The organism is Rhizobium sp. 16-488-2b (assembly GCF_017741815.1).
Lineage (GTDB): Bacteria > Pseudomonadota > Alphaproteobacteria > Rhizobiales > Rhizobiaceae > Rhizobium.
In genome coordinates this window covers 102216-128806 of the sequence record NZ_JAGHMF010000016.1, presented here as the reverse complement: position 1 = coordinate 128806, position 26591 = coordinate 102216, and the positions used below count along the sequence as shown (strand labels likewise).

Annotated in this window: 25 protein-coding genes, 1 tRNA gene and 1 pseudogene; 14 read left to right on the top strand and 13 right to left on the bottom strand. The window is 62.3% G+C overall.

Translation table 11 applies throughout. The features are described from left to right. Positions 1-222, bottom strand: a pseudogene (locus J5286_RS16395) (efflux transporter outer membrane subunit); the annotation flags it as partial. A 249-nt stretch (positions 223-471) separates the two neighbouring features. Here J5286_RS16395 and J5286_RS16390 point away from each other — a divergent pair. From J5286_RS16390 to J5286_RS16365, 6 genes are all read left to right on the top strand, one after another. Then, on the top strand, positions 472-933 hold the full coding sequence (locus J5286_RS16390) for a MarR family winged helix-turn-helix transcriptional regulator (RefSeq protein WP_209191320.1): 462 nt from the start codon (positions 472-474) through the stop codon (positions 931-933). Continuing rightward, the gene (locus J5286_RS16385; RefSeq protein WP_209191308.1) at positions 917-3010 is read left to right on the top strand and encodes an FUSC family protein; all 2094 of its coding nucleotides are present in this window, start codon (positions 917-919) and stop codon (positions 3008-3010) included. Before J5286_RS16390 ends, J5286_RS16385 begins: the two co-directional genes overlap by 17 nt. Further along, positions 3007-3216: a DUF1656 domain-containing protein gene (locus tag J5286_RS16380; protein ID WP_047515002.1), complete on the top strand. Its 210-nt coding sequence runs from the start codon at positions 3007-3009 to the stop codon at positions 3214-3216. The genes J5286_RS16385 and J5286_RS16380 overlap by 4 nt, the downstream gene beginning before the upstream one ends. Continuing rightward, positions 3213-4079 carry an efflux RND transporter periplasmic adaptor subunit gene (locus J5286_RS16375; protein WP_209191307.1) on the top strand — a complete coding sequence of 289 codons (867 nt, stop codon included), beginning with the start codon at positions 3213-3215 and terminating at the stop codon, positions 4077-4079. The genes J5286_RS16380 and J5286_RS16375 overlap by 4 nt, the downstream gene beginning before the upstream one ends. A 172-nt stretch (positions 4080-4251) precedes the next feature. Further along, positions 4252-5457 (top strand): adenylate/guanylate cyclase domain-containing protein, encoded by a 1206-nt coding sequence (locus tag J5286_RS16370; RefSeq protein WP_209191306.1) that lies wholly within the window; start codon positions 4252-4254, stop codon positions 5455-5457. Positions 5458-5594: 137 nt separating this feature from the next. Next, positions 5595-6257: a GNAT family N-acetyltransferase gene (locus J5286_RS16365; protein WP_209191305.1), complete on the top strand. Its 663-nt coding sequence runs from the start codon at positions 5595-5597 to the stop codon at positions 6255-6257. A 133-nt stretch (positions 6258-6390) separates the two neighbouring features. Here the strand turns inward: J5286_RS16365 and J5286_RS16360 are convergent, their stop codons facing one another. Further along, positions 6391-6552 carry a hypothetical protein gene (locus tag J5286_RS16360; RefSeq protein ID WP_018897213.1) on the bottom strand — a complete coding sequence of 54 codons (162 nt, stop codon included), beginning with the start codon at positions 6550-6552 and terminating at the stop codon, positions 6391-6393. A 196-nt stretch (positions 6553-6748) separates the two neighbouring features. On the opposite strand from J5286_RS16360, the gene J5286_RS31240 reads away from it, so the two are divergent. Beyond that, on the top strand, positions 6749-7471 hold the full coding sequence (locus tag J5286_RS31240) for a hypothetical protein (protein ID WP_245206131.1): 723 nt from the start codon (positions 6749-6751) through the stop codon (positions 7469-7471). 12 nt (positions 7472-7483) lie between these two features. Here J5286_RS31240 and J5286_RS16350 read toward each other — a convergent pair whose 3' ends face one another. Continuing rightward, a complete protein-coding gene (locus J5286_RS16350; RefSeq protein WP_209191304.1) occupies positions 7484-8095 on the bottom strand; it encodes a GNAT family N-acetyltransferase in 612 nt (203 codons plus the stop codon). 163 nt (positions 8096-8258) lie between these two features. Between J5286_RS16350 and J5286_RS16345 the strand changes: the two genes are divergently transcribed. From J5286_RS16345 to J5286_RS16330, 4 genes are all read left to right on the top strand, one after another. Beyond that, complete coding sequence (locus tag J5286_RS16345; protein ID WP_209191303.1) at positions 8259-8552, top strand: hypothetical protein; 294 nt, start codon at positions 8259-8261, stop codon at positions 8550-8552. A gap of 212 nt (positions 8553-8764) precedes the next feature. Further along, positions 8765-9055, top strand: a complete 291-nt coding sequence (locus J5286_RS16340) for a hypothetical protein (protein WP_209191302.1) — start codon at positions 8765-8767, stop codon at positions 9053-9055. A gap of 125 nt (positions 9056-9180) precedes the next feature. Next, positions 9181-10881 (top strand): tetratricopeptide repeat protein, encoded by a 1701-nt coding sequence (locus J5286_RS16335; RefSeq protein WP_209191301.1) that lies wholly within the window; start codon positions 9181-9183, stop codon positions 10879-10881. A gap of 115 nt (positions 10882-10996) precedes the next feature. Beyond that, positions 10997-11974 (top strand): SphA family protein, encoded by a 978-nt coding sequence (locus J5286_RS16330; protein ID WP_209191300.1) that lies wholly within the window; start codon positions 10997-10999, stop codon positions 11972-11974. A 20-nt stretch (positions 11975-11994) separates the two neighbouring features. Here J5286_RS16330 and J5286_RS16325 read toward each other — a convergent pair whose 3' ends face one another. The 3 genes from J5286_RS16325 to J5286_RS16315 form a co-directional block, all read right to left on the bottom strand. Continuing rightward, positions 11995-12999, bottom strand: coding sequence for an HAD family hydrolase (locus J5286_RS16325; RefSeq protein ID WP_209191299.1), 1005 nt, complete (start codon positions 12997-12999; stop codon positions 11995-11997). Next, entirely contained in the window at positions 12996-13973 is a 978-nt protein-coding gene (locus J5286_RS16320; RefSeq protein WP_209191298.1) for a formylglycine-generating enzyme family protein, read from the bottom strand. The genes J5286_RS16325 and J5286_RS16320 overlap by 4 nt, the downstream gene beginning before the upstream one ends. Positions 13974-14137: 164 nt before the next feature. Continuing rightward, on the bottom strand, positions 14138-15778 hold the full coding sequence (locus tag J5286_RS16315) for an arylsulfatase (RefSeq protein WP_209191297.1): 1641 nt from the start codon (positions 15776-15778) through the stop codon (positions 14138-14140). A gap of 348 nt (positions 15779-16126) precedes the next feature. Between J5286_RS16315 and J5286_RS16310 the strand changes: the two genes are divergently transcribed. Continuing rightward, positions 16127-17641: a DUF1254 domain-containing protein gene (locus J5286_RS16310; RefSeq protein ID WP_209191296.1), complete on the top strand. Its 1515-nt coding sequence runs from the start codon at positions 16127-16129 to the stop codon at positions 17639-17641. On the opposite strand, the gene J5286_RS16305 is transcribed toward J5286_RS16310, so the two are convergent. Continuing rightward, positions 17575-18072 carry a hypothetical protein gene (locus J5286_RS16305; RefSeq protein WP_209191295.1) on the bottom strand — a complete coding sequence of 166 codons (498 nt, stop codon included), beginning with the start codon at positions 18070-18072 and terminating at the stop codon, positions 17575-17577. The genes J5286_RS16310 and J5286_RS16305 overlap by 67 nt on opposite strands. A 51-nt stretch (positions 18073-18123) precedes the next feature. Next, positions 18124-18200, bottom strand: a tRNA-Arg gene (locus tag J5286_RS16300). A gap of 171 nt (positions 18201-18371) precedes the next feature. On the opposite strand from J5286_RS16300, the gene J5286_RS16295 reads away from it, so the two are divergent. Further along, complete coding sequence (locus tag J5286_RS16295; RefSeq protein ID WP_209191294.1) at positions 18372-19133, top strand: tetratricopeptide repeat protein; 762 nt, start codon at positions 18372-18374, stop codon at positions 19131-19133. Between the two features lie 58 nt (positions 19134-19191). Here the strand turns inward: J5286_RS16295 and J5286_RS16290 are convergent, their stop codons facing one another. The 3 genes from J5286_RS16290 to xylF form a co-directional block, all read right to left on the bottom strand. After that, positions 19192-19992, bottom strand: coding sequence for an ATP-binding cassette domain-containing protein (locus tag J5286_RS16290; protein WP_026282772.1), 801 nt, complete (start codon positions 19990-19992; stop codon positions 19192-19194). Between the two features lie 13 nt (positions 19993-20005). Then, positions 20006-21316, bottom strand: a complete 1311-nt coding sequence (locus J5286_RS16285) for a sugar ABC transporter permease (RefSeq protein ID WP_018897225.1) — start codon at positions 21314-21316, stop codon at positions 20006-20008. A 252-nt stretch (positions 21317-21568) separates the two neighbouring features. After that, positions 21569-22609, bottom strand: coding sequence for a D-xylose ABC transporter substrate-binding protein (gene xylF / locus J5286_RS16280; RefSeq protein WP_018897226.1), 1041 nt, complete (start codon positions 22607-22609; stop codon positions 21569-21571). Positions 22610-22838: 229 nt separating this feature from the next. On the opposite strand from xylF, the gene J5286_RS16275 reads away from it, so the two are divergent. Then, positions 22839-24053 (top strand): ROK family transcriptional regulator, encoded by a 1215-nt coding sequence (locus J5286_RS16275; RefSeq protein ID WP_209191293.1) that lies wholly within the window; start codon positions 22839-22841, stop codon positions 24051-24053. Here J5286_RS16275 and J5286_RS16270 read toward each other — a convergent pair. Both J5286_RS16270 and iolG read right to left on the bottom strand, forming a co-directional pair. Next, positions 24050-25195, bottom strand: coding sequence for an acyltransferase family protein (locus J5286_RS16270; protein WP_209191292.1), 1146 nt, complete (start codon positions 25193-25195; stop codon positions 24050-24052). The two genes, J5286_RS16275 and J5286_RS16270, sit on opposite strands and share 4 nt — an antisense overlap. Before the next feature lie 295 nt (positions 25196-25490). After that, on the bottom strand, positions 25491-26483 hold the full coding sequence (gene iolG / locus J5286_RS16265) for an inositol 2-dehydrogenase (RefSeq protein ID WP_209191291.1): 993 nt from the start codon (positions 26481-26483) through the stop codon (positions 25491-25493). Positions 26484-26591: the final 108 nt, after the last annotated feature.

Below are 26591 nucleotides of genomic sequence, written 5' to 3'. Positions count from 1 at the left end.
CTGCTGGATCGACAGGTTCTCACTGAGGCCCTCGGTGACCAGTCCGTTCAGGCGGGTGTCGCGATAGGCGGTCCACCACGCGACCGTCGAGACGTCGCCGTCGGCCTTGGCCGAGCCTTCATTGAACTTGGCCGGGAGGGGCATCTCCGGGGGAACATGATCCGGGCCGCTCACACAGCCCGCGAGAACGGATAATCCGGCAAGAATTGCAATGCGGCGCATGAAATCTCCATAGGCGATGACCGCAAAGCGGTTCGCTAACAATCTATTATCGCTTATGGTTAATTTTTACTTTCCATGTTGCACGGCAAAGTCGCATGGCAAGCTTCGCGAGGAGGGGGCTCGGCGCGTCGAGAGGGGGATCACCAGACAATGGGCGGATAAGAGTTCGCTAACTATCGAATGGCAGCTATGCACCAATATCATTGAATTCAAATCGATAGGATGTTATCTAATTCCATGACAACGAACATGAAGAAAAGTTGGACCGAGTTCGCACCGTTGCTGATGATCTGCGGGCGTGGATGGCGCCGCGCGCTCAACGCCGTTTTGACCGACCACAAGCTTTCCGACGCCAGCGCCGCACCGCTCATCGCGCTGATACGGCACGGCGACCGGATTCCGCAGAATGTGCTGGCCGAGCGGGTCGGGGTGGAAGGCCCGACGCTGGTGCGCGTGCTCGACAGTTTGGAAAATGATGGCCTGATTTGCCGGGTTGCCGATGAGGCTGATCGGAGGATCAAGCTGGTGCAGCTTACCGGGGAGGGCACAGCGGTCGCCGAGCGCGCCGAACGTTGTGCGGCAAAGTTGCGAGAGCAAATCCTTGGCGACCTCGATCCCAACCAGGTCGATGCCGCCATAGAGGTTTTGCGCGCAGTCGCGGATAGAACCGCGGCCTTAACCGGAACGCAGGACAATGACGAGCAGCCATAAGACGATCACCCCGAGCATTTGGGATGTCGTTTTCTCCATCAAGACTTTCATCGCGGCGATGCTGGCGCTTCTGATCGCGCTTTGCTTCGACCTGACGAACCCTTATTGGGCGGTCGGCACGGTCTATATCGTGGCGCACCCGCTGTCGGGCGCGAGCACGTCGAAGGCGATCTACCGCCTGATCGGCACTGCGATCGGCGGCACCATGACCATCATTCTGGTGCCCAATCTCGTCGATGCGCCCGAGCTTCTGACGCTGGCGATCGCGCTCTGGATAGCCTTCTGCCTTGGCGTCAGTCTGCTTGACCGCACGCCGCGCAGCTATTCCTTCATGCTGGCCGGGTACACGACCGCGCTCACCGGTTTTCCGATCGTCGCCAGCCCCGAGACCGCCTTCACCTATCCCGTCGCCCGCGTCGAGGAAATTGCGTTGGGTATCATCTGCGCCGCGCTGGTCAGCCGCCTGGTCTTTCCGCGTCATGCCGGCCCCGTGCTTGCCGCGCGCATCGATAGCTGGGTGCGCGATGTCGCGGCCCTTGCCATCAGCACGCTCAACAGCAGCGACAAGAGCGACGCTCTTCAGGCAGCTGCCCGCAAGCTGGCTGCCGACGCGGTTGATCTGCACAGCTTCACCACGCATGTCGCCTACGATACATCGGGCCTGCGTGACATGGTCGGGCGTACACGCACGCTGCAGCAGCGCATGGTTGCCATGCTGCCTGTCGTCTCCGGTCTTGCCGATCTTTTGCACGCCTTCCGCAAGGCGACCGACGGCAAGCTGACTGCTTCCGCCAACGAATTGATCCGTCGCGTGACCGAGCTTCTGTCGAAGGAGGCCTCCTATGGCGAGACCGAGCGGCAGGAAATTCTGGCGCTGATGGAAAAAGCTGAAAAGGAAGGTCGCGAGCAGCAGGAATGGAACGGCCTTCTCGCCCATAATTTCACCTCCCGCCTGCGTGACCTCTTGCAGATCTGGAGCGACTGTCTGGCACTTCGCGAGGATATCGAAACCGGCGGCCGCCGCGAGTTGCGCTGGCAGCGCTTCGGTACGCTCTTCGACCGCGCACCGATCCATCGCGACTACGGCATGGCGATCCATTCGGGTCTCTCGGTCATGCTGGCGACGTTCATCGCCGCAGCGCTTTGGATCTTCACCGGCTGGTCGCAGGGTGCCGCCGCCGCCATGATGGCGGGCGTGCTCTGCTGCATCTTCGCGACGATGGACGATCCGGCGCCGATGATGCTGAAGTTCATGTATGTGTCGATCTTCGCGGTCGCCGTTGCCTTCGTTTTCGAGTTCGGCCTGCTGCCGCTCATTCACGGCTACCTGCCGTTGGCCGCGTCGCTGGGCCTGGTACTCATTCCGGCCGGCGTGCTGATGACCAAGCCGTCCACGATGATTTACGGCCTCGGTTTCGGCGTCAACTTTCCGAACATGCTGGCCCTGCAGGATCGCTTGAACCCTGATCTCAGTTCGTTCCTGAATTCCAACATGGCGATGGTGATCGGCCTCGTCATTGCCTGCGGCACGACGGTGCTGGTGCGCTCTGTCGGCGCGGAATGGACGGCCTATCGTGTGCTGCGTGCCGGCTGGGCGGATATCGTTGCCGTGGCGCGCAAGTCGGATGCACCTGATTTCGCAAGGTTGCTTTATCGGATGGTGGATCGCTTCGGTCTGGTTGCGCCGCGCCTGGCACGCATTCCGGTCGAATCCGCCGTTGCCCAGAACGACATCCTTGGCGATCTGCGCAATGGCCTGAACACCATGGAACTGCAGCGCCACCGTCAACTCTTGAGCCGCGACAGCCGCGAGGATGTCGACGAAGTGCTGTTGGGAATTGCCGGGCTCTATCAACAAAAGCAAAAGCATGGCCACGCCCAGCCGGGCGAGGGCCTTTTGAAGGCGATCGATGCCTCGTTGGTCGACCTTATCAACCAAAATCCGTCATCGGCCGTCGAGGGCGCACGCCGGGCCATCACATCGCTTCGCTACAATCTGTATCCGGATGCGCGCTTCGTGATGCCTGACGCGACCATTCAAGCCGGCGGACAACTCGCAAAGGAGAACGCTGCATGAGACCGGAACTCGATCTTTATGGCGTCTTCATACCCACGCTCGCGGCAATCGCCGTTGTTGCCTTCTTTCTCAATTCCATCCTGCGGCGAATCCTGGCCTTCATCGGATTCTATCGTCTCGTGTGGCACCGGCCACTCTTCGATACAGCCATGTACTTCTGCCTGCTCGGCGCGCTCGCGCTATCTTTGAACAAGGTGTCACTATGAAATCGCTTCTTGCTTATTCCGGCCGCTTCCTTCTGACCGGTGTCGTCGTGGCGCTGGCCGGTGTGCTGGGCTGGCATCTCTGGGACTACTACATGAACGACCCGTGGACGCGTGACGGCAAGGTCCGCGCCGATGTCGTTCACCTGGCATCCGACGTTTCCGGCATCGTCAGCGAAGTCGACGCGACCGACAACCAGACGGTCAAGAAGGGCGACGTGATCTTCCGCATCGACCAGGCTCGCTTTGCTTTGGCGCTACGCCAGGCCGAGGCGCAGATGGAGAGCAGCAAGGCCGCGCTCGACATGGCCAAGAGCGATCTCGATCTCTACCGCAAGCTCGGCGAGAGTTCGGTGACCCGGCAGAAGATCCAGCAGGCGGAGACCACGGTTCAGCAGGACGAGGCGACCTATAACCAGGCTGTCATCAGCCGCGACACCGCGCAGCTCAACCTCGACCGCTCGGTCGTGCGCGCACCCGTCAACGGCGTGCTCACCAACTTCTCGATGCGTCCCGGCAATTACGTGACGGCGGGCAGTGCCGTGACGGCGCTGATCGACACCGATTCCTACTACATCTCCGGCTACTTCGAGGAAAACAAGCTCGATCGCATCAATATTGGCGATGAGGCGCTGGTCTATCTCATGGGCAGCGAAAAGCCGCTCAAGGGCCGCGTCACCGGCGTTGCCAGCGGCATAGAAGACCGCGAGCGCAGCGACACGGGCGCGCAGCTTGCCAATGTCACGCCGACCTTCACCTGGGTTCGCCTGGCGCAGCGCGTTCCGGTTCGGGTGACACTCGACGGAACGCCTGGCGAGACGGCGCTGGTCGCCGGTCGCACGGCAAGTGTCACGATCATCGAGTGATTGATCAATCGCGTGAGACGGCCGGCTCGGCGCCTTACGCATGACCCAACACGTTACGGCCCGCGGGTCCTTCAAGGGCCGTGACGAGGCATGCGCGGACTAAGCCCGTTCGCGCATGCCTGAACCTACGAATTCCCGGATATTCTCAATGATCCGGGATCAGGAGACAGCCGTGGACGATCGCCACGTTATCGAAATTACCACATGGCTGATGCAGAGCGGGCTGAAAGGCCTCTCCGAGGCCGACCTGCTCGACGGCTTCTGCGAGCGTTGCGTCGCGAACGGGCTACCAATCGGCCGGTCGGTCGCCGTCATCGATACACTTCATCCGCTCTATGAAGGTCGCGCGTTCCGGTGGGATTCCTGCCTGGCGGTGGAGCGTGTTTCGGCTTATGGCGTCGCCGGGGCGGGCAACTTCGCGGATAACTGGCTGCGCTCGGCGTTTCACTATCTCGAGGTCGAAGGTGGAAACGAGGTTCGCCGCTCTTTCCTGCGCGGCGACGCCGCCGATTTCTACCTTCTCGACGAATTGAAAGCCGCCGGTTTCACCGACTTTGTCGCGATGGCGCATCGTTTCGGTGACGAGGGGGCGATCGGTGAGATCGATTGTTTCTTCTCGCATTTCGCCACGCGCGCCGCCGCCGGCTTTTCGGAGTGCAATCTGGCGGCGCTGCGCGAGCTGCTTCCCTGCCTGGCCTTGGCCGTTAAATGCGTGACCGTCAGCGGCGTCGCCGGAACGATCGCCAAGGTCTATCTCGGCGACGACGCCGCCAACCAGGTGCTGCACGGCAAGATCACGCGCGGGCGCAGCGACCGGATTTCGGCGGCACTCTGGTTTTCCGACCTCGCCAACTTCACCCACATCTCCGACACGGTCGATCCGGAAGAGATCATTCCGATGCTCAATGACTATGCCGATGCGGTGATCTCCTCGGTGCAGGAGGCGGGAGGTGAGGTGTTGAAGCTGATGGGCGACGGGACGCTTGCGATTTTCAAGGGTGAGAAGCCGAGCGACGCCTGTCTCTCGGCGTTGAAAGCACGGACGTTGCTCGACAAGCGGCTTTCCGACCTGACGGCTCAGCGCCGCATCGAGGGCCGGCCGGTCACAGATGTCTATCTCGGACTGCATATGGGCGATGTGTTTTATGGCAACATCGGCAGCAAGGACCGTCTGGACTTTACGGTGATAGGCCCCGCCGTCAACGAGGTCAGCCGCATCGTGTCGCTCTGCCGGTCGCTGCAGCGCAAGGTGCTGATGTCGGCAAGCTTCGCGGCGATCGTTCCCTCGACGCAGATCGACCTGATGTCGATCGGCCAGCACGCGCTGCGCGGCGTCAACCGCGCACAGGAACTCTTCACGCTTCTTCCGACGCTGTGACGGCGACGTTTCTGAGATCGCCATTGGCCAAATTAGACCTCGCAAAGTAATTCGCCTGACACTAAAACAGCACATCTATAAAGCGACTCTCCTCGGGGAGGAGGCAAGCTGCTTGATGTCGACAATGGGGAATTTCGATGGATCTCTCAAACTGGAAGGGCGTTGAGCGCCCGGAGCGTGTTGCTCTCGATGGGCGCTATGTCAGGCTCGAGCCGCTCGACGCCGGTCGCCATGGGCGCGACCTGCTCGCCTCGGCGCAGCAGCCCGGCGCCGACGATCGCTTCCGCTACCTCTTCGAGGATGCGCCCGCCGACATGGCAGCTTTCACCGCGTGGATGGAAAAAGCCGAGGTCTCGGCGGATCCCATGTTCTTCGCCGTCATCGACAAGCGCACTGGCCGGGCCGAGGGGCGTCAGGCGCTGATGCGCATCGATGCCACCCATGGGGTGATCGAGATCGGCAACATCTTGTGGGGACCGGCGATCGCACGCAGCCGCGTCACCACCGAGGCGCTCTATCTCTTCGCGAAGCTTGCCTTCGACAAGCTCGGCTATCGCCGTTTCGAATGGAAATGCAACAATTCGAACGAGCCATCGAAAAAGGCGGCTGAGCGTTTCGGCTTCACCTTCGAAGGCGTGTTTCGCCAGCATATGGTGGCCAAGGGCAAGAACCGTGATACGGCGTGGTTCGCGATGATCGATGCCGACTGGCCGAGACTGAAGGCCGGCTACGAGGCGTGGCTAGACCCTGAGAATTTCGACGATGCAGGGCAGCAGAAGAGCAAGCTTCGCTTCGATTGAGCTCTCTTTGATGACTTCGAGCGTAGGATGAGCCGCTTCGGGATGTGATTCCGAAATTCTCGGCAATCTATTGAGCTATAATAACTATTTTTGATGCGTGCGGCGGCCGGATTTCTGGCCGCCGCATTGCGTTTCACACGGCGATGCGGCGTGCGGCCTTGTCGGACGCTTTGCGATCGTCGCCGTATTGCTCGATGATTTGCTTGGCATCCTCGACCGAAATGCGGTGCTTCTTGGCAAGCGTGACCGCATCATAGGGTCCTTCGGACGCAGCCGTTCGTGTGGCTTGAGCCATCCTTTGTCTCCAATCCATTGTGTGGGTTATCGCGGAAGGCGGATCGCGGTTCGTTGCGATATCTGCTCCGTGGTCCAGACATATATGGGGATTGGTAAGCCTGCGTTCCAGAGACGGTCTGTCGCAGCGAATTTGATTGAGCTGTCATGGAACCCATCGAGTCCCGCAGGTGTTTTCCTGCCAAAGGAGACTTTGCATGGAAAAAAAGACTGGCATGAAAAAGAAGTCGAAGCCGCCCATCGTCGAGGTCGCCGTCACATCCGAGGAAGGGCGCGTGGCCGTGGGTATCATGAATGCGGAGCAGGCGCTTGAGCTTGCGGACAGCGTCGATGTCGAGGTGTCTCATCCCGATCACGAGGCGGGCGAGACCGACGTGTTTATCGCGGCAGAAGAGCTTCGCGAGCACCCGGCCGTCGCCGCGTCGTCGGCTGCGTCGATGAAGACGAGCGAGACTGCGGAGGCGAAGAAAGGCAAGCCGGAAGGGCTTGAGACGGAGGCCGCGTTGCGGGAGCATCTGGCTGCTCTGGAGGCCGACGCACCGGCCGAAGAGGGCCAGCTAGGGCCGCCAGCCGACTATGTACTCGAAGACGATCACGTGGCCGATGAAGACATGCTCGACGAGGCAGGATCGCTGCGGCGGTTGCAGGAGGAGGTTGACAACCTGCGCGCCCGGCTTCACGTCATCCGCGAGCAGGCGGGCACCGTCGTCAGCGCCAATGCCAAATGGGCGGATGCCAGCGCGCACGAGCAGCTCGGTTCTTACCCGTGGGCGAAGCTTGCGGGTGCCATGGCCTTCACGTTTGTCGCGACCAGATTGCTTCGGCGGTTGCCGCTCGGCGCGGTCGCGAGTGCCGGCTGCCGCTGGCGGCGGCCGAGATGCGGCGTTACGGTCGCTGATGGTACTGCCGCGTGGTCTTGACCGGTTTTCCGGTCAGGGGCGAAGCAGTGGAACGTGTGGAGCCGCAGTCTCCGGCATATGGCCGGACAGGCGCGGATCGTCGATCACCTCGACCAGGAGGGCATAGGGTTTGAAGCCGGCCTTCTGGTAGAAGAAGATCGCCGACGGGTGATCGAAGTGGCAGGTGTGCAGCCAGAAGCGGTTGATCGGCCGCGCCCATGCGCGCGCCACCGCTTGGGTGATCAGAAGCTTGCCGGCACCCTGGCCGATCGCATCGGGAACGAGGCCGCAGAAGACGAGCTCACATTCGCCGGGCTCGCGAAAATCGAGTTCGAGCAGGCCGATCCGGCGGCCTTCTTCCGACAGGATGACGTAGATCTCGACATCGGGATCATGGATGATCGATGCGAGCTTTTCGTCGCTGATGATCAACCGCGACAGCCAGAGCCAATTCTCGCCGACTTCGCGAAACAGCTGGCGATAGTCGTCGAGAGAAGGCGCGTGCCAGCGCTCGAAACGCAGAGCGCCCGGGGCGGGGACGCTGACGTCGGGCTTCTCGCGCATTTCGAGACACGTCACGACATTGGCGAGCTTGCCACGCGGCAGTTCGGAATAGCCCATCGGCAGCGGCGGGTTGGTCTTCATTCAAGGCGTCCTTGCTCTTCGTCGTCGGTGCCTGCAGGTGCGGGCGAAACCAACCGATCTCGCATTGTCGCGCGGCCGTTGGCAACAGTATTTTCAGCGACCACTTCCCTTCCTCGGGCTTTCGGCCATACACTCGCTTTCGTCTCCCGCTGGATGAATGCTCATGCTGTGCAACAGGACAGTATCGCTCACATCATTCGTCATCGCCGCCGCGGTCGCCGGCCAGGCGGCACCGCTATTGGCGCAGGAGAAGGGGGCCAGGCGCGCGCCGCCGGGTGCCATGATTTCCGTCCGCGACGTTATCAAGCTCAACCCTCACGACGGCGCACTCGCGGCACCCGTCTTGTCCGATACCTGGTGGATGCGGATGGCGGGAAGCCAGCAACGCGTCGTGCAGCCGGCCGGACGTGACGGCGCCGGTATTCACAACGCTAGGCCAGCCGACAAGGCACAGTGACATCGGCCCGCTCGCGAAGATTTGCCGGCGCGAGGCACCGGCTTCGTAGCGCCAGGCGATGTATCCACACGGACGGCTGTATGCAACGGTAAATGGCCGCGTAAATGCGCTCCCTTCGGTGTAACGTCGCGTTGTTTACCGTTGCGTACTTACACCGATAGGAGGCCCGCTTTAGTCTGTTTCGATTACCCTTGCGGGGAGGTCTCACGACGATGAGCAGGCAGGGCGGGACGGGCGGAACGACCAGCGACGCGGCGCGGCGCGGCCTCGCGCGCCTGATGTTGAAGTTGCCCGCATTGCGAACAAGCCTGCAGGTCGCTGCATCGCGATCGCCGGATCTTGACGAACTCTTCGAGGCCTATGAAATCGCCGCTGTCGCGCTCGAGACCTTTCGCAGGGCGGGCGACCACGTGCGGACCAGCGAATATGAAGGGCTCTGTTCCGGTATCGAGGACGATGTAACCCAGCACATCCTACGCACGAACTCGCATATCCGGAAATAAGGCCTTTCTGTCACGAAATGTATCATTTATTGGGCTTGTTAGCGTTTCGTATTGCAACTTAATGTTAAGTGCGCGATAGTTTTCATGTTCTGCTTTAGTGATCAGTGCGTATCGGGGGATAGCCCATGAGTGCTGAAGTACACGGTGAGAGGGCATGTGAAGTCAGCCTTGAAGAGGCCGAGGCGGAGCTGGAACGGCTCCTTGCGGATGGCCGCTTCCGGGTATCTGACCGGCAGCGGGACATACTGCGCTACCTCGCCGAGCGCCGGTTTACAGGATGCACCGAGGGTGTGAAAGCCTATTCGATCGCGCTCGACGTGCTTGGACGCTCCAGCAATTTCGATGCGTCCATCGATCCGATCGTGCGGATCGAGATCAGCCGTCTCAGAGCCGCGCTCGACGGCTACTATGCCGCGTTCGGCGCCGAACTTGGCGTCTCCGTCTATATTCCGAAGGGCAGCTATGTCGCGCTGTTTCCGCAGGCTGTCGTAGGCGGCAGTGCACAGGCCGTGCCAACGCAGCTTGCCCATCATCCGGAGTCGACGCTGGCCAAGGGCGCGGCGGATGCCGTCGCGGTGTCATTGCCACGTGTGGCGATATCGCGGCGCTGGATTCCGGCGGCGCTTTGCGTCGGGCTGCTTGCGCTTGCGGGCGTCGTGGGGTGGAAGGCGATCGATCGTCCCGTGGTTACGCTGAAGCCTGCCGTGACCATCCTGATGAGCGCCGCCTCGCCTGACATGGCGGGCGAGGCAAGTGTGGCCCGCGACACGCTGCTGACTGCGCTCTCCGCTTTCGACACGATCGTGGTGACGAGGCCTGGCTCGCCGATCCAGCAGGCGCGGCGCGGCTACGAGGTCGATCTCAAATATTACGCCGACAGTGACGATCGCTCCGTGTGGTGGCAGGTTGTCGATACCGCAAGTGGGGCATTGCTCAAATCGGGGCTGCAGCGGGTCGAGACCGAAGGCAAGGAGCCCGCGACGATCCGGCTCGAGATCGCCGGCGCGGTGGCGCGGCAGATCGCGTCGTCGCGTGGCGTGATCAACGCCCTTGAGGCAAGGGAGGCTCCCGTGGATGCCTTGGGAAGTGCCTGCGTTGCCAGGGCCGAAGTCATGCTCGACGGCAGCAATGGTGGTGGTGGCGCTGAGGGGTTTCGCGGGTGCTTGGAGCGGACGCTGGCCGGTGATCCCGGCGATCCCGACACGTCCGCGATGCTGGCACGGCTCTACGCCCGCGATACCGCGACCATTCCGCAGGGACTGGAGTTGGCAAAGGCCGCTATGTCCATCGCGCCCCTCTCCGATCGCGCGCAGGGAGCGCTGATGGCGGCGCGTTTCGCCAGCGGACGACTCGATGCGGCGATCGACGCCGGCAACAGGGCGATGGCGCTCAATCCCAATAATTCGGCGAATGCCGCATCGCTCAGCCTTGTGTTGTTTGCCGCCGGCTATTTCAAGGCGGCGACCGATCTGGCGCAGGAAGCCGTGGCGATGGAGGAAACGCCGCCGCGCGATGCCTCTCTGGTTCTCGCGCTTGATGCCTACCGGAACGGACGGTGGTCTGAGGCGTCGCTTTCTGCCGAGCAGGGGGTCGGCAACGACATCCTGACGCGCGCCATTCGCGTCGCCGCTCTCGGCGAGCTCGGCGCGGATAGCGCGGGGCTGCGTCTTGGGGAAACGGCAACTGATCGGGCGGCGTTCGTCGCGGCGTTCCGGCAGGCGGCGAAAATGGCGCAGCTTCCTCCCGCGCTTGTTGCCAGCCTGGAGACTGGACTTAGGAAGGCGGGCGCGAGTTTCGAGGCCGTGGCAGGCATTGCGGGGCAGTGATTTACGGGCGCGTTTACCGTTGCGTACTTGTGACGGTGGATGGGGGAATTGAGGGTGTGCTCCGGGGCAATCCAGCGGGTGAAAAGCAGGCCTTGGGACGAATGAGGGGAAGAGCATGCGACTGAGATTTCTGACCGGAGCGCTTCTTGCCGGCGCATCGATGCTTGCCTATGCGCATATGGCTGTCGCTGCCGAACGCGGCGCCGGCTTCTATCTCCTCGGCGGCAAGGGCCCCGCCGCCGGTATTCTTCCACCGCCCGGCGTCTTTCTGCAAAACGATATCTGGATCTATAACGGCGATCTCGGCGGCGGCAAGCAGCTCCCGACCGGCGGCCGTGTCGCCGTCGGCGTCGAGGGAAAGGCGGTTCTGGCCGCGCCGACCGTGCTCTGGGTTCTCCCCGAAGAGGTCATGGGCGGGCGGCTCGGGCTTGGCGCAACCATCCCCGTCGGCTGGGAGGAGACCATCGCCGACCTGACGCTGTCAGGCTCGGGCGGCGGCGTTCTCTCCGGCGCCACCAAGGACACGGTCTTCACTATCGGCGATCCGCTCGTGAGCGGCACGCTTGGCTGGGATGCGGGCAATTTCCACTGGTCCACAGGCGTTCTCGTCAATGTCCCGATCGGCGACTACCAGGATGGCGAGATTTCGAACATCGCCTTCCACCGCTGGGGTGCCGACGTCACGGCTGCAGGAACATGGCTCGATCCGGAAATCGGCCTCGATCTCTCGGCGGCGATCGGCGTGACCTTCAACGGCGAGAACCCTGATACCAACTATCGGACCGGCACCGAGTTCCATTTCGAATGGGCCGCCGTCCAGCACTTCAACGAGCAGTTCGACGCCGGTCTGGTGGGCTACTATTACGACCAGCTGACGGGGGATGGCGGCGAGGGCGCGATCGGTCCATTCAAGGGACGGGTGGCCGCGATCGGCGCGACGATCGGCTGGAATTTCAAGGCCGGCGAGCTGCCGATTTCGGCCCGGATCAAATATTTCCACGAGTTCGCCGCCGAGAACCGCGCGGAGGGAGACGCCGTGTTTCTGACGATCTCGATGCCGCTGTCGATCACCAAGCCGGTCGCGGTGCAGTAGACCGCGCGACGCCGTGTGGCTCACTGGTCGAAGGCGAAGACCTTTTTCCAGTCGTTCTTCATGTCGATGACGAGCCAGTTGCGGCGCTCCGCCTCATCCAATGCCTTGTCGAGCTTGCCGAAGGCGGATTGGCGGTCGTAGGCGTATTCGCGATCACCATCTGTATGGTGAACGATAAGGGCGAAGCCGGGTTTGTTGGCCGTCACCCAACGCAGCATCTCATAATCGCCATCGGAATTGCCCGCCGCGAAGATCGGCTTGCGGCCAATGAATTTGTTGATGCCCGAAGGTTTGCCGGGGCCATCGTCGATGAAGTCGATCTTCGGCAGGCGCCGGAGCACCGGCACGTCATCGACAACGGCATATTGCGTAGTGATGGTGCTGCCCACGACCTGTTGCGGCGGGATGCCATAGAGCTTTTCCGTCACCGGCCGCATGAATTCGACGCCGCCGCCGGAGACGATATAGGTGGTAAAGCCGTTGGCGCGCAGATAATCCAGCAGCTCGCGCATCGGCAGAAAGGTCATCTCGGTATAGGGGCGGCCGGATTTCGGGTGTTTCGCGGTCGCGAACCAATCGGTCACGATCTTTTCGAACTCGTCCGTCGTCATGCCCGCATGCGTTGCCATGCTAAGCTCGACCATCCCCATCTCGCCGCCTCGGGCAATGCCCTTGACGTCGCCATTCAGGATGCTGGCGAAGGGCTCCTTGGTCTTCCATTCGGGATGTTCGGGCGCCAGCGTCTTCACACGATCTAGCATGAAGCCGAGCTGGATATAGAAGGGCTGCTCGGTCCACAGCGTGCCGTCATTGTCGAAGACGGCGATGCGATCATCCGGAGCGACGAAGCCGTCGCCGCCCTCGGTCGTGGTGGCCTTCACGAAGTCGATGATCCGTTGCCGGGCAGGGGTGTCGTTCCACGAAGCCAGCGGTTCCTGCGCAAGCGCCATCGCAGGTGCGCTAATAAGGGTGACGGCGAGCAGGCAGGTGCGGGCTGCGGTCAGCAAGGTTTCCATCGCGGTCATCGTGCGTCTCCCTTGCGCGCAACTCGCTTGATGCAGCGGAAGCCGACGTGGCTCGTCGATGTGTCCTCGGGCTCGGCATGGCGGGCGGCGGGGCGGTAGCGGCGGCAGTAATTGGGTGCGCAGAGATGCGAGCCGCCCTTCAGCACGCGACGCGGAATGCGGATATCGGGCAGGCGCGGATCGTAGCTTGCCTCCGCTTCACCCCCGCGCGGGTTGCTAGGGATGCAGCAGGAATGCCTGGCGGGCTCCGGATGGCGTGTAGTCCAGTAGTCCGATGTCCACTCCCAGACATTGCCGATCATGTCGTACAAGCCGTATCCGTTGGGCGGGAAGGAGCCGACCGCCGATGTCCGCTCCTCGCCCTTCGGCTTGGTCGTTTGTGTCGGGAAGACGCCCTGCCAGGTATTCGCCATCGCCTTGCCATCGGGGGAGAGCTCGTCGCCCCAGGCATATTCGCTCTCCGATCCGCCGCGCGCGGCGAACTCCCATTCGGCCTCGGTGGCGAGCTCGAGGCCCGCCCAATCGGCATAGGCCTTCGCATCCGACCATGCCACGTGGACGACCGGGTGGTCGAGCCTGCCGCGCAGGTCGCTGATGCCGCCGAGCGGGCGCCGCCAGTTGGCGCCGAACTTGAATGTCCACCATTGCGAGATGTCGGTACCATTGACCGTCTTCGGCTGCGTGAAGAGCAGGGAGCCGGCCCGCAGCATGTGGGGCAGAGCGCCCGGATAGTCGCGCGCATCCGGCGCCTTCTCCGCCATGGTCACATGGCCGGTCGCCTTGACGAACTCCATGAACTTGCGGTTGGTGACGGGCGTTTCATCGATCCAGAAGCCATCCACGGTCACCGGATGCGCAGGCGCTTCCTCGGGATAGTGCTGGTCCGAGCCCATCGTGAAGGTGCCGCCCTCGATCCAGCGCATTCCTTCCGGGGCTGCTTCCGAAGTTTCGACGTTCTCGAACGCAAGCGCCATCGCTCTCTCCCAGTTGTGAGCGGCCAGCATCACGCAGGGGCGCGCGCGAGGTAAGTACGCAACGGTAAATGCCGGCCGCGTTTACGGCGCGGGTCCGTAAACGCGTACTATAGGTCAGATGTACCGGGCGCGATCGTACCGCGCCCGGCAATTTCGGCTTCCCGCTATTTCGCGCCCGGACCCTGGTCGATCGAGTTCATCAGCGCCGAAATCATCTGGTCGACGCTGAAGCTTGCCGGCCGTTGGCTCGGGGGGTATTCGCGGAAGGTCTGGAGGAAGGGAGCGACCTTGTAGACGCCGTACTGCACGAGATAGGCGTTCTTCATCATCCAGTCGTAATATTGATCCGAGACGACATCGGCGCGCTCGTAGGGGTCCATCCTGAGGTTGAACACCTTCGGCACGCGCAGGCAGGTAAACGGATTGGCCCATACCACGAAGCCGCCCGGCTGCCGCTGTTCGCAGAAGACGATCTTCCAGTTGTCGTAGCGATAGGCAACGAGTTCACCGTCGTCGTTGAAGTAGAAGAACTCGTCACGCGCGGACTTCGGTTGCTCTCCCTTGAGGTAGGGAAGCTGGTTGAAGCCGTCGAGGTGAACCTTGAACTGGTTGCCGCTGATCGAGGTGCCTTTCGCAAGCTTCTCCTTGATGTCGCCGTCGCCGGCAGCCGCGACCAGGGTCGGGAACCAGTCGAGGCCCGACATCATCTCGTTCGACACTTCGCCGGCCTTGATCTTGCCCGGCCAGCGGATCATCGCGGGAACACGGAAGGCGCCTTCCCAGTTCGTATCCTTTTCGCTGCGGAAGGCTGTGGTTGCCGCATCCGGCCAGGAGAACTGGTTGGGGCCGTTATCGGTGGTGTAGACGACGATCGTGTTGTCGGCGACTTTCAGGTCGTCAAGCGCTTGCAGCAACTTGCCCACGTCGCCGTCATGCTCGACCATGCCATCGGCATACTCGTTGCCCGGCATGCCGCTCTGGCCCTTCATCGAGTCCCTGACATGGGTGAAGACATGCATGCGGGTCGTGTTCATCCAGGTGAAGAAGGGCTTGCCGGCCTTGACCTGCCGGTCCATGAAATCGATGGCCGCAGACGTCGTCTCGTCGTCGATGGTTTCCATGCGCTTGGTGGTGAGCGCACCGGTGTCCTCGATCTTGCCATCCGCCGACGCCTTCAGGACGCCGCGCGGCGCATTGGACCGCACGAACTCCTCGTCACCCTTCGGATAGTAGGGTCGCTCAGGCTCTTCCTCGGCGTTCAGGTGATAGAGGTTGCCGTAGAATTCGTCGAAGCCGTGTTTCGTCGGCAGAAACTCGTCGCGGTCGCCGAGATGGTTCTTGCCGAACTGGCCGGTGGCGTAGCCGAGCGGCTTGAGCGCCTGGGCGATTGTGATGTCGCGCGGCTGCAGACCGACGGTCGCGCCGGGGATGCCGACCTTGCAAAGGCCGGTGCGCAGGCAGACCTGTCCTGTGATGAAGGTCGAGCGGCCCGCCGTGCAGCTGTTCTCGGCGTAATAGTCCGTGAACATCATGCCTTCCTTGGCGATGCGGTCGATGTTCGGCGTCTTGTAACCCACCAGGCCGAAGGAATAGGCGCTGATATTGGTCTGGCCGATGTCGTCGCCGAAGATGACGAGGATGTTGGGCTTGGACGTGTCCTGCGTCGCTGCGGAATCTGTGGCGGGAGCGGGTGCAGCCGGCGCGGCCTGCTGGGCTCTCGCCGGAGACAGGAACGTGGTCGACGTCAGCGCCATCGCGACCGCGACCGTTGCCGAAAACAGCTTCTTTGGAAGGGAGTTCGTCATGACGCGCTCCTCACGGATGGATCGTTCAACATTGCGGTCTCCCTTTTGCCAGGCGGCCGGTGCCGCCGGATCTTAATCGTCGTCAGCCGACGCGATGGGAGCCTTTCGCTTTATGCGCGCGGGTGGAAGTACGTAACGGTAAATGGCGGTGTAACGGGCATGTAAACGGGCTTAAGGCGTGCAAACGCAAGTCGAGCGAAGGCATGGCGAAAAGGGCTGCTCGCGCGAAACTGAACAGGTGCCAATCCGTCCCGGTTAACGGTAACGCCGAGGGCATTTACCGTTGCGTACTTAATCTTCCCGTCGCGATGTGGTGGGTTCCCTTGTGATATCGAGGGGAGCTTCCACATGGCGTTCAAGCGCAATGTCATTCGTTTCAAACTCAAGGCCACCGGCGCGGCCTTTCTCATCAGCGCCATCCCGGCATTTGCCACCGACTACAAGATGACGACGCCCATCCCGGCCGAGATCACCACGCCCGACAGCGTCGATACTCGTATCGGCAAGCTGGAGTATTTCGACGGCGTGCCGACGGAAGACACGGCGCGCAAGGTCTTCGACCAGATCGATTTCAGCCGCGGCGTCGAAACGTTTCTGAACGGTATTCCCGGCGCCTCGATGGTGGCGCTTCGTGCCGCCAACAGAGCGGTTGGCACCGTGGACGGAACGATCGGCATCTTTCAGGATCTAATGGATTCCAAATCGCTCTTCCTCACCGCCAACACCGAGAGCATCTATTACGCGTCATGGATTGACCTCAAGGATGGGCCTGTCGTCATCGAGAGCCCACCCAAGGTTCTCGGTGTCGTCAACGATTTCTGGTTTCGTTATGTGACCGACCTCGGCAATGCCGGTCCCGACAAGGGCAAGGGTGGCAAATATCTGATCCTGCCGCCGGGCTATCAGGGCAAGGTGCCCAAAGGGTATTTCGTCTACCGGTCTCAGACCTTTGGAAACCTCGTTCTCGGACGCGGCTTTACGGTCAACGGCTCTGCCAAGGTAGCAGCCGATGCGATCAAGCAGAAGATGCGCATCTATCCACTCTCCGAAGCGGGCAAGACGCATGCGGCAAAGTTCGTGGATCTTTCCGGCCACGAGGTGAATACCGTGCATGCCAATGACTTCCGGTTTTACGAGGAGCTGAACCAGATCGTCCAGGAGGAGCCGGAGGATTCCTACGGGCCTGACATGATGGGGCTCTTCAACGCCATCGGCATGGTCAAGGGCAAGCCATTTGCGCCGGACGAGCGCATGAAGGCGATCCTCACCGACGCCGTGGCCGTCGGCAATGCGACGGCGCGCGCGATCGACTTCCGCGGTCGCGCTGAGGACGCGTCGATCTATTCTGACAGGCACTGGAACACGCCCTTCATCGGCGGGAGCTATCAATGGCTGACGCCGGGCGGCGCCCGCAATTTCGATGCGCGGACGATGTTCTTCTATGCCGCGACGGTCAATACGCCCGCCATGACGGTGGCTATGCCCGGGATCGGTTCGCAATACGCGTCAGTCAATCTGGATGCCGAAGGCAAGCCATTTGACGGCGCGAAAACCTACCGGCTGCATGTGCCTGCGAAGGTGCCGGCCAAGGATTTCTGGTCGATTGTCATCTACGACACCCAGACCCGCTCCATGCTGCAAACGGATCAGCAGTTTCCAAGCCTCTCGAGTGAGAAGGACCTGAAGAAGAACGCCGACGGCTCGACCGACATAGTCTTCTCCCCCGAAAAGCCCGCCGACACCACGAACTGGGTTCAGACGATACCCGGCAAGTCGTGGTTCACGATCTTCCGGCTCTACGGACCGCTTGAGCCCTGGTTCGACAAGTCGTGGAAGCTTGAGGACTTCGTCGAGGCGAAGTGAGCTGAACCCGTCGTAGCCGAAAACCGGAGAAAGAGATGAAGAACCGCATCGTCACGGCTGCCGTGCTGCCGTGCTGGCGGCGCTGCTCGCGTCCTCCCGTCATTGTTGGCGCGCACCTCGACCCAGGTGATGAATGGATAGCCCGCCCACCACTTCTCGCAACCGGGAAACCGACCCTTGGCGCCGTCCAAAGCATCGCGCCAGCGGGCCGGCAAAAAACTCACTAGAGTGTCGGCCTGCGACAAAAAAATGAAGTTGCGGTTGCCGATCCGCACAGCCTTTCCAGGCCGCGGCCCAGCGCCGAACACCCGGCGCACGGCTTCGACAAAACCCCAGCCGGGACTGTGCTCGGAGACGAGATCCAGCACCTTCTTGTGATCCCGATAGAACCGCCGCGCCAGCTTCTCCAGATCGGAGTTGTCATTGCTCACGTCGGCATGTCCTTGTGCGGGGATGTGATCGGGAATCGACTTCGAGGGAGGTGGCGCACCCGACAGGATTCGAACCTGTGACCTTTGGAATCGGAATCCAACACTCTATCCAGCTGAGCTACGGGTGCATGCCTGAGGCGGTTTGAATCGCCTGTCCGATGCGAGGTTCTTAGCCTAGCTCGGCGCGTCCTTCAATCTCTCTCTGTCGAATTTCTTCGGCGTGTCGCGATGCGGCGGTTTCTTTTTTTCGGTGCTGGCTTAAAGCTTCTCTATTCATTCATGTTTCTTTGGGGGATTTGATGAGTGAGGTGAGGGATTTGGCGCGCCGGGCGCGCATGGCGGGGCTTTCCGGCAATTTTCTGCAGGGACACGAGATTCTGGACCAGGCACAGGCGCTGGTGGGCGCCGATCCTGCTGGGCACGCGTCGATTGCGATCGAGCGGGGGCGGCTGCACAACTCCGCGGGATCGCGGCAGGATGCGCTTCCTTACTTTTTCAATGCTTGGGAATTGGCGGAGGGCGCCGGCGATCATAACCTTGGCGTCGACGCGGCCCACATGATGGCGATCGCATCCGATCTGGCGGGAGCCGAGCATTGGACGCAGGTGGGGCTTGCGCGCGTTGCCGCCGGCGACGCGAGTGCGCATTGGGCCGGCATGCTGCACCACAATCTCGGCTGGACATATTTCGAGGCCGAGCGTTTCGATGACGCGCTTGCATGCTTTCGTCGTGACGAGGCCGTGCGTGAGGCGGCGGGCACGGCCCAGACGCTGAAGGTTGCGCGGTACGCGGTGATCCGCACCCTTCGTGCCTTGCGCCGCTACGCAGAGGCAATCGCGCTTGGCGAGCAGGTGGTCGCGCTTGCCGATGCCGCCAACGATCAGGCGCCCTTCGTCTGCGAGGAGCTTGCCGAGTGCCATGCCGCGAGCGGCAATGCCGAGGCGAGCAGGGCGTTTGCCAGGCGTGCCCATGCCCTTCTTGCCGGCAATCCCGCTATGTCTCGCGAAGAGCCGGCAAGGCTTGAGCGGTTGGCGGTCTTGGCCGGTATTGCGTCGCCCTGAAAGTAAAAGCCCGCCGGACTTTCGTTCGACGGGCTTTCTGCTTCTATTTCTCTGGCGATCACACCTGCATGGCGCCGGGGCCGGGGATGGCCTTTGGCGGGACCTTGCCGAGGATGATCATGCCGAGCACTTCGTCCTTGGTCACGTCCTCGGTGCGGGCGTGGCCCACCACCTGGCCGTTCTTCATGACGGAGACGCGGTCGGCGAGGTCGAAGACGTCGTGGATGTCATGGCTGATCAGGAAGATGCCGATGCCTTCCTTCTTCAACTGCTTGATCAGCTCGCCCACCTGCGCGGTCTCCTGCGGCCCAAGCGCTGCCGTCGGCTCGTCCATGATCAGGATGCGGGCGTTGAAGAGGATGGCGCGGGCGATAGCAACCGATTGCCTCTGGCCGCCCGAGAGCGCCTTCACCGGCTCCTTGAAGCGGCGGAAGTTGGGGTTGAGGCGGCCCATCACCTCGCGCGTCGAGGCTTCCATGGCGACGTCGTCGAGCGTGCCCCACTTGGTGCGGATCTCGCGGCCCAGATAGAGGTTGGCGGCGGCGTCGACGTTGTCGGCGACGGCGAGTGTCTGGTAGATCGTCTCGATGCCGTATTTCTTGGCGTCGCGCGGGTTCTTGATATCGGCGGGTTCGCCGTCGATCATGATCTCGCCGCTGTCGCGCTTGTAGGCGCCCGAGAGGATCTTGATGAGCGTCGACTTGCCGGCGCCGTTATGGCCGAGAAGGGCGACGACCTCGCCGGGGTAGAGATCGACCGAGGCATTGTCCACGGCGTGGATGCCGCCAAACGAGATCGAGATGTTCTTCAGTTCCACGAGAGGAGTGTTCGGGCTTGGGGAAGTGCGTTGATCAGTCATATCCAGGCTCCTCTTACTTCGACCGCGAGCGATAGACGGTGTCGAGCCAGACGGCAACGACGAGAACCGCGCCCACGACGACGTTCTGTATGGGGGTATCGACGTTTGCGAGACCCATGCCCGACTGCAGCGACTGCATGACGAGCGCGCCGAGCATGGCGCCGGCGATCGTGCCGGTGCCGCCGGCAAGCGACGTGCCGCCGATGACGGCCGCCGCGATGGTGTAGAGCTCGTAGGTCGTGCCTTGCGAGTTGGCGGCGGCGTTGAGGCGGGCGGTGGAGATCGCCGCGGCGACGGCTGCCAGGAAGCCCATCAGCGCGAAGATGCGCACCGTGACCCAGCGGGTCTTGATGCCGGCGAGTTCGGCTGCTTCAGGGTTGCCGCCGATCGCGAAGACATAGCGGCCGAAGCGCAGGCGGGTGGCGATGAAGGTCATGACGATGCCGACGAGAACGGCGATCAGCACCGGCACGGCGATGCCGTAGGAGATGAAGAGCCCCGTTTCCGGCCAGGCGATGGCGTTGGCTTCGGCGTATTTCTTGGCGATCGCCACCGGCCAGTAATAGATGGTCGAGACCCAGATGGCGCCGAGCACCAGGGCGCAGCCGAGAACAACCAGGAAATATTCGGCCCAGAGCGGCCGACGCGGGAAGTTGAAGCGCTTGCGCTGGTGGCGCGAGCTGATGATGCCGACGATGATCAGCACGCAGGCGATCAGCCCGATGATCCAGCTCCACGTGGCGCCGACGGAGCCTTCGGCACCGCCGCCCATGATGCGGAAGGTGGTGTCGAGGGGGGCGACCGTCTGGCCCGATGTGACGTACCAGGCAAGGCCGCGCCAGGCGAGGAAGCCGCCGAGCGTGACGATGAAGGAGGGGACGCCGAGGAAGGCGATGATGACGCCCTGGAAGAGGCCGATCAGCGTGCCGGCGATCAGGCCGCAGATGAGCGTGATCAGCCAGGTCCAGGAATTGTCGAAGCCGAGATATTGCGGCAGGAACTTCGCCTGGACGACGCCCATGATCATGGCGACGAGGCCGAGCATCGAGCCGATCGACAGGTCGATGTTGCGGGTGACGATGACGAGCACCATGCCGGTCGCGAGAACCGCGATCTCGGTGGTCTGGACCGAGAGGTTCCAGAGGTTGCGCGGCGTCAGAAACAGCCCGCCGGTATAGAGATGAAAGCCGATCCAGATGACCAGAAGTGCTGCGACCATGCCGAGCAGGCGCGTGTCGATCTCGGTTGCGCGCAGGAAGCGCGTGAAAGGGTTACCCTCCGCCGAGCGCGGATGGCTCGATGAGGATTGCGTGATGTTTGCCATGGGTTTGCCGTTTCCCCCATTGTTTGGGCTCTGGCGCGGGCGCCCGAAAGCCCTTGCCGAGGTGCCCTGTTCTTCAAATCGACCACCGAGAGACTTCCGAAGCGGCCGCGTGGGGCGCGGCATCGTTGCGGCAGGGAATCAAAGCGTTCGCGGTGCGTTGCGAGGCGGGGAGCGCTTCAGTTAGGCTCCATCCGCATCCGGCGCCGCGGCGAGATCGCCACGGCGCCGGTGTGTGGGTTCAGCCAGCGAGGATTAGTCGCAAGCCTTGACGCTGCCGGCCTTTACGCCCTGGCAAGCTTCAGCCTTGGTAATCCAGCCTGCATCAATGACCACGTTCAGGTTGTCCTTGGTGATTGCCTGCGGCTTCAGGAAGATGGACTGCATCTTCACCTTCTTCGGACCGCCTTCGAAGGCGGTTACGCCGTCGATCTTGTCCATGGTCTTGCCGCCGGCGAGGTCGAGCGCGATTTCAGCAGCGCGCTTGCCGAGTTCGCGGCTGTCCTTCCAGACGGAAACCGTCTGGGTGCCGAGCGCGATGCGGTTGAGCGCAGCCTTGTCGGCATCCTGACCGGACACCGGAACGGTGCCTGCCATGCCCTGTGCGTCGAGAGCAGCAACCGCGCCGCCGGCCGTGCCGTCGTTGGAAGCAACAACGGCGTCGACCTTGTTGTTGTTGGCGGTCAGGAACTGTTCCATGTTGCGCTGGGCATTCTGCGGCAGCCAGCCGTCGGTGTAGGCTTCGCCGACGTTCTTGATCTTGCCCGCGTCAACGGCAGCCTTCAGCACTTCCATCTGGCCGGCGAACAGGAAGTCCGCGTTCGGGTCGGAAGACGAGCCCTTGATGAAGACGTAGTTGCCTTCCGGCTTGACCTTGAACACGCCTTCAGCCTGCAGGCGGCCGACTTCCTTGTTGTCGAAGGTGATGTAGAAGGCAGCCGGGTTTTCGATCAGGCGGTCGTAGCCGACGACCGGAATGCCTTCAGCGGCGGCCTTTTCGATGGCCGGGCCGATTGCGTCCGAGTCTTGAGCGAGAACGATGAGGGCGTTGGCACCCTGCGAGATCAGCGATTCAACGTCGGTCAGCTGCTTTGCTGCGGACGACTGGGCGTCTGCGGAGATGTACTTGGCGCCCTTGGCTTCGAGTGCCTTCTTGATGGCGGCTTCGTCGGTCTTCCAACGCTCTTCCTGGAAGTTGGACCACGACACGCCGACCACGAGGTCTGCTGCCATTGCGGCGGTATGCACCGATACGAGGATGGCAGCACCTGCCATCAGCTTCAAAACATGCTTCATAATATCCTCCCGAATAGAATGCGGCCAGCCCCAGCCAGTGGTTCCTCCGGCCGCCGCGATGTGCTGTCGGGAAAGGTTTTCATTATTTTCTCGACAGTCGAGAAATTAAGTGTCAGAGATTTTTTCAACTGTCAACACCGCACTACCTGTGAATGATCTCTCACGTGGAGGTTGTTGGAGATACGGTGTGAACGAGGGGTGGAATGCACGCGGGAATAGGGCGGCCTTCATGCTGACCAGATCGAGCACGGAACTGGTGCGCCAGCGCAACAGCGTACTGGTGCTTGCAGCGCTGAGGCGTCACGGCGCGCTGTCCCATACCGAAATAGCTGATTTCACCGGACTTTCCTCCGCCACCATTTCGGCGATCACCGCCGATCTCGAGAAGGGCGAGGTGATCGAGAAGTCCGAGCAGCAGGCGGCGAGCGGTCGGGGGCGGCCGCGCGTGCAGTTTCGGCCGCGACGCGACAGCGGCTATCTGATCGTCGTCATCATTTCGTCGGATGGCGTGCAATATTCGCTGGTGGATTATGCCGGCACGCTGATCGACCGGTTTGGCGAGGACCGCTCGCATGATCCCGATGGCGCGGCTCGATTCGCGGATGCTGTTGGTGAGGGGCTGGAGCGGCTGCTCGAGCGCTCGCGGCTGTCGCGCGACAAGATCAAGCTGATCTCGATCAGCAGCAAGGGGCTGGTGAGCTCGGATGATGCGGTGCTGTTGTGGTCACCGATCTTCGGCAGCGACCGGATCGATTTCGAGGCGGCGCTGAGGCCCGCATGGCAGGCGAAGATCATTCTCGACAACGAGACGCTGCTGGTTGCCGCGGCGCTTGGCGCGCGCGAGGATGCGGGCAATCCTGACGGGCTGCGGTCGCTGGCGGCGCTGTCGCTGGGGCACAGTATCGGGCTCGGGATCGTCCGCAATGCGGGGCCGGCCGAACGGGAGATTTCGGCGCCCAATTTCGGGCATATGCTGCATGTGGCCAATGGCGGGCTTTGTCGTTGCGGGAGCAGGGGGTGCATCGAGGCCTATGCCGGGTTCTACGCGATCCTGCGCATGGCCTTCGAAGTCCCTGACGATACGATCCCGGCGAAGTTCGTGCCCGTCGGCGAGCTGGACAAGATCGCGGCGCGGGCGCGCCAGGGCCACCGGATGTCGGCCTTCGCATTCCGGCAGGCGGGCCTGGCGCTCGGAAACGGGCTGTCGCGGCTGCTCAGTCTCACCGAACGGATGCCGGTCGCGATCACCGGGCCCGGTACGCGCTATTACGATCTGCTGAGGCCCGGCATCGAGGAGGGGCTTGCCCAGTCGCACATGGTCAGGATGCAGGGCATGCCCGAGTTGCGGGTCGTCTTCGACGAGCCGCTCCTGGTGTTCGAGGGGCATCTCAACCGGGCGCTGTCGGTCATCGACGGCGATATCGTCCAGGGTGGGTTCGGCTAAGCCGTCGACGCCCGGCGCCGCGTGAGCGTCCTGCCGATCTTCTGTCCCTGCATCTCGATGAACCTGTGCCCGACGGCCGAGAGCGCATAGACGATCGGGATGGTGATCGCGATCGACAGCAGAAATCGCTGGAAGTTGCTGATATCGTGGCCATGCGCCTTGATCAGATAGGCGATGACGGGCTGCATGACCAAGAGGTGGATCAGATAGGCGCCGAAGGAGAGTTCGCCGAGTTCGTGGCAGAACCTGTTGCCCATGAAATCGGAAATCCTGTTCAGCGGGTTTGCCAGCGGGCGCGGCAGATGCGTGTGGAAGATCAGCGCGAAGAAGGCCACGACAAGCATGAGGCGCACGACTTCGCGCATGACGGTCATGCCGCCGCCGATCGGGATCGCCACGAAGGCCAGCGCCAGGAGGAAGTGGACGAAGGCTCTTCCGCTTCGGGCATTGAGCGCGCCGGCGAGCAGCATCCCTGATGCGAAGACGTGCATCTTCAAGGGCAGGAAGGCGGGCATCGGGAAATTGATGCCGACAAGGCGCAGCGCCATGGAGATCGCGACGCCGGCGACAACCACGCCGATGCTCCCGCGCAGCCATCCGAGCCGATGGATTAAGAGCATCAGGAAGGGCAGGGCGGCGTAGAACTGCATCTCGAGGCTGATGCTCCAATCCGGCAGCGGCGTGCGGAACGCGTGTGCCGGCGACAGGCCGAAGAGGAAGCTCACATGCAGCAGCACGTTCTCGAGGCTCCCGTCGAGATAGCGTTCGGGCAGCTGCGGAATCACGCCAAGGAAGTGGTCGATCACCATGCGGCTGTTGAAGATGACCGGGCCAAGCGCGATGGCGATGGCCAGCATCACGTAATAGAGCGGGGCGATGCGGAAGAAGCGGCGGGTCCAGAAATTCGACCATGTCGAGATCTCCGACCACGGCTCCTTTTCCTGGCGCAGCTGATAGTGAAACACCATCAGGAAGCCTGAGAGCATGATGAAGAGATCGACGCCGAGATCGGGGTCGCCGATCAGCGGCAGATGCCATCCGGTGAGCAGCATCGCGTGCCCGATCAGCACCCATAAAGCGGCAATGCCACGCAAGCCATCGAGGCTGCCAATTCGCCCGGAAGAGCCCGAAATTTCCGCCATCTATTGGTCACCCAGTTCGTCGGAGGTGACATGAATGGCCCGAGAATTGAAGGAAACCAATGGCTAATCAGAGACTATAGGCGCTGTAACAAACGTCGGACGTGCGGAAAATTTGCTAATATACAAAGGCAGGCAATGCACTTGCGAGGGCCGCGCCAGGGGGCGTTTTGTGATCGGACCACTCGATTGTTACATGCGGCGTTAGAGCGTAGATGCGGCGCCAGCGGCAAAAACGAGAAATGGCCGGGTCGGGCCCCGGCCATCTCCTATGTGGCTTTCGGTCGGGAGAAAACCGTCAGCCGATCTTGATCAGCTTGCCTTCCTTGACGGACTGGACGGCAGCGTCTGCGAGCACCAGAGCGGCGAGGCCATCGGCGCCCGAGGGGGAGATCTTGGCGCCCTTTTCGATGGCGGCGATGAAGCTCGCGATCTCGTTGGCATAGGCTTCGGTGTAGCGGGTCATGAAGAAGTCGTGCAGCGGCGGGCGGGTATAGCCTTCGCCATTGGCGACTTCGATCGAGACGGCGCGCTGGTTTTCGGCCGAGACCATGCCCTTGGAGCCGTGCACCTCGATGCGCTGGTCGTAGCCGTAGGTGGCGCGGCGCGAGTTTGAGATGATCGCCTGCTTGCCCGACTTGGTCTGCAGGATGACCGAGACGCTGTCGTAGTCGCCGGCCTCACCGATCGCCTTGTCGACAAGCACGGCGGCCGTTGCTGTGACGGCGACCGGCTCTTCGCCGAGCAGGAAGCGGGCCATGTCGAAATCGTGGATCGTCATGTCGCGGAAGATGCCGCCGGAACGCTTGATATAGTCGACCGGCGGGGCGCCCGGATCGCGCGAGGTGATCGTCACCATCTCGACGTCGCCGATACGGCCGTCGTCGATCGCGCTGCGCACGGCCATGAAGTGCGGGTCGAAGCGGCGGTTGAAGCCGACCATCAGCTTGCCCTTGGTCTCTTCCACGACCTTGATGCAGGCCTTGACGCGCTCGACGGAGAGATCGACCGGCTTCTCGCAGAAGATCGCCTTGCCTGATCGGGCGAAGCGCTCGATCAGGTCGGCGTGGGTGTCGGTCGGCGTGCAGATGACGACGGCGTCGATATCGCTCGCGGCTTCGATCGCCTCGATGGTGCGGACTTCGCAGCCGTAAGCGGATGCAATAGCGTTGGCGGCCTCCGGAAAGGCGTCCGCGACGGCCACGAGCGTGGCGTTCGCGTCGGCGCTGACCGCCTTGGCGTGAACCTTGCCGATACGACCGGCGCCGAGAAGACCAAATCTGACTGTCATGACTTCCTCCCTTGAATTCGGCTTGCCTTCTCGCGGAATGGATGGGCCGAATTTATCTCCTTGTGGAATTTTCATTCCATTTTATCCGCGCGTCGTCAAGGCCGTGGG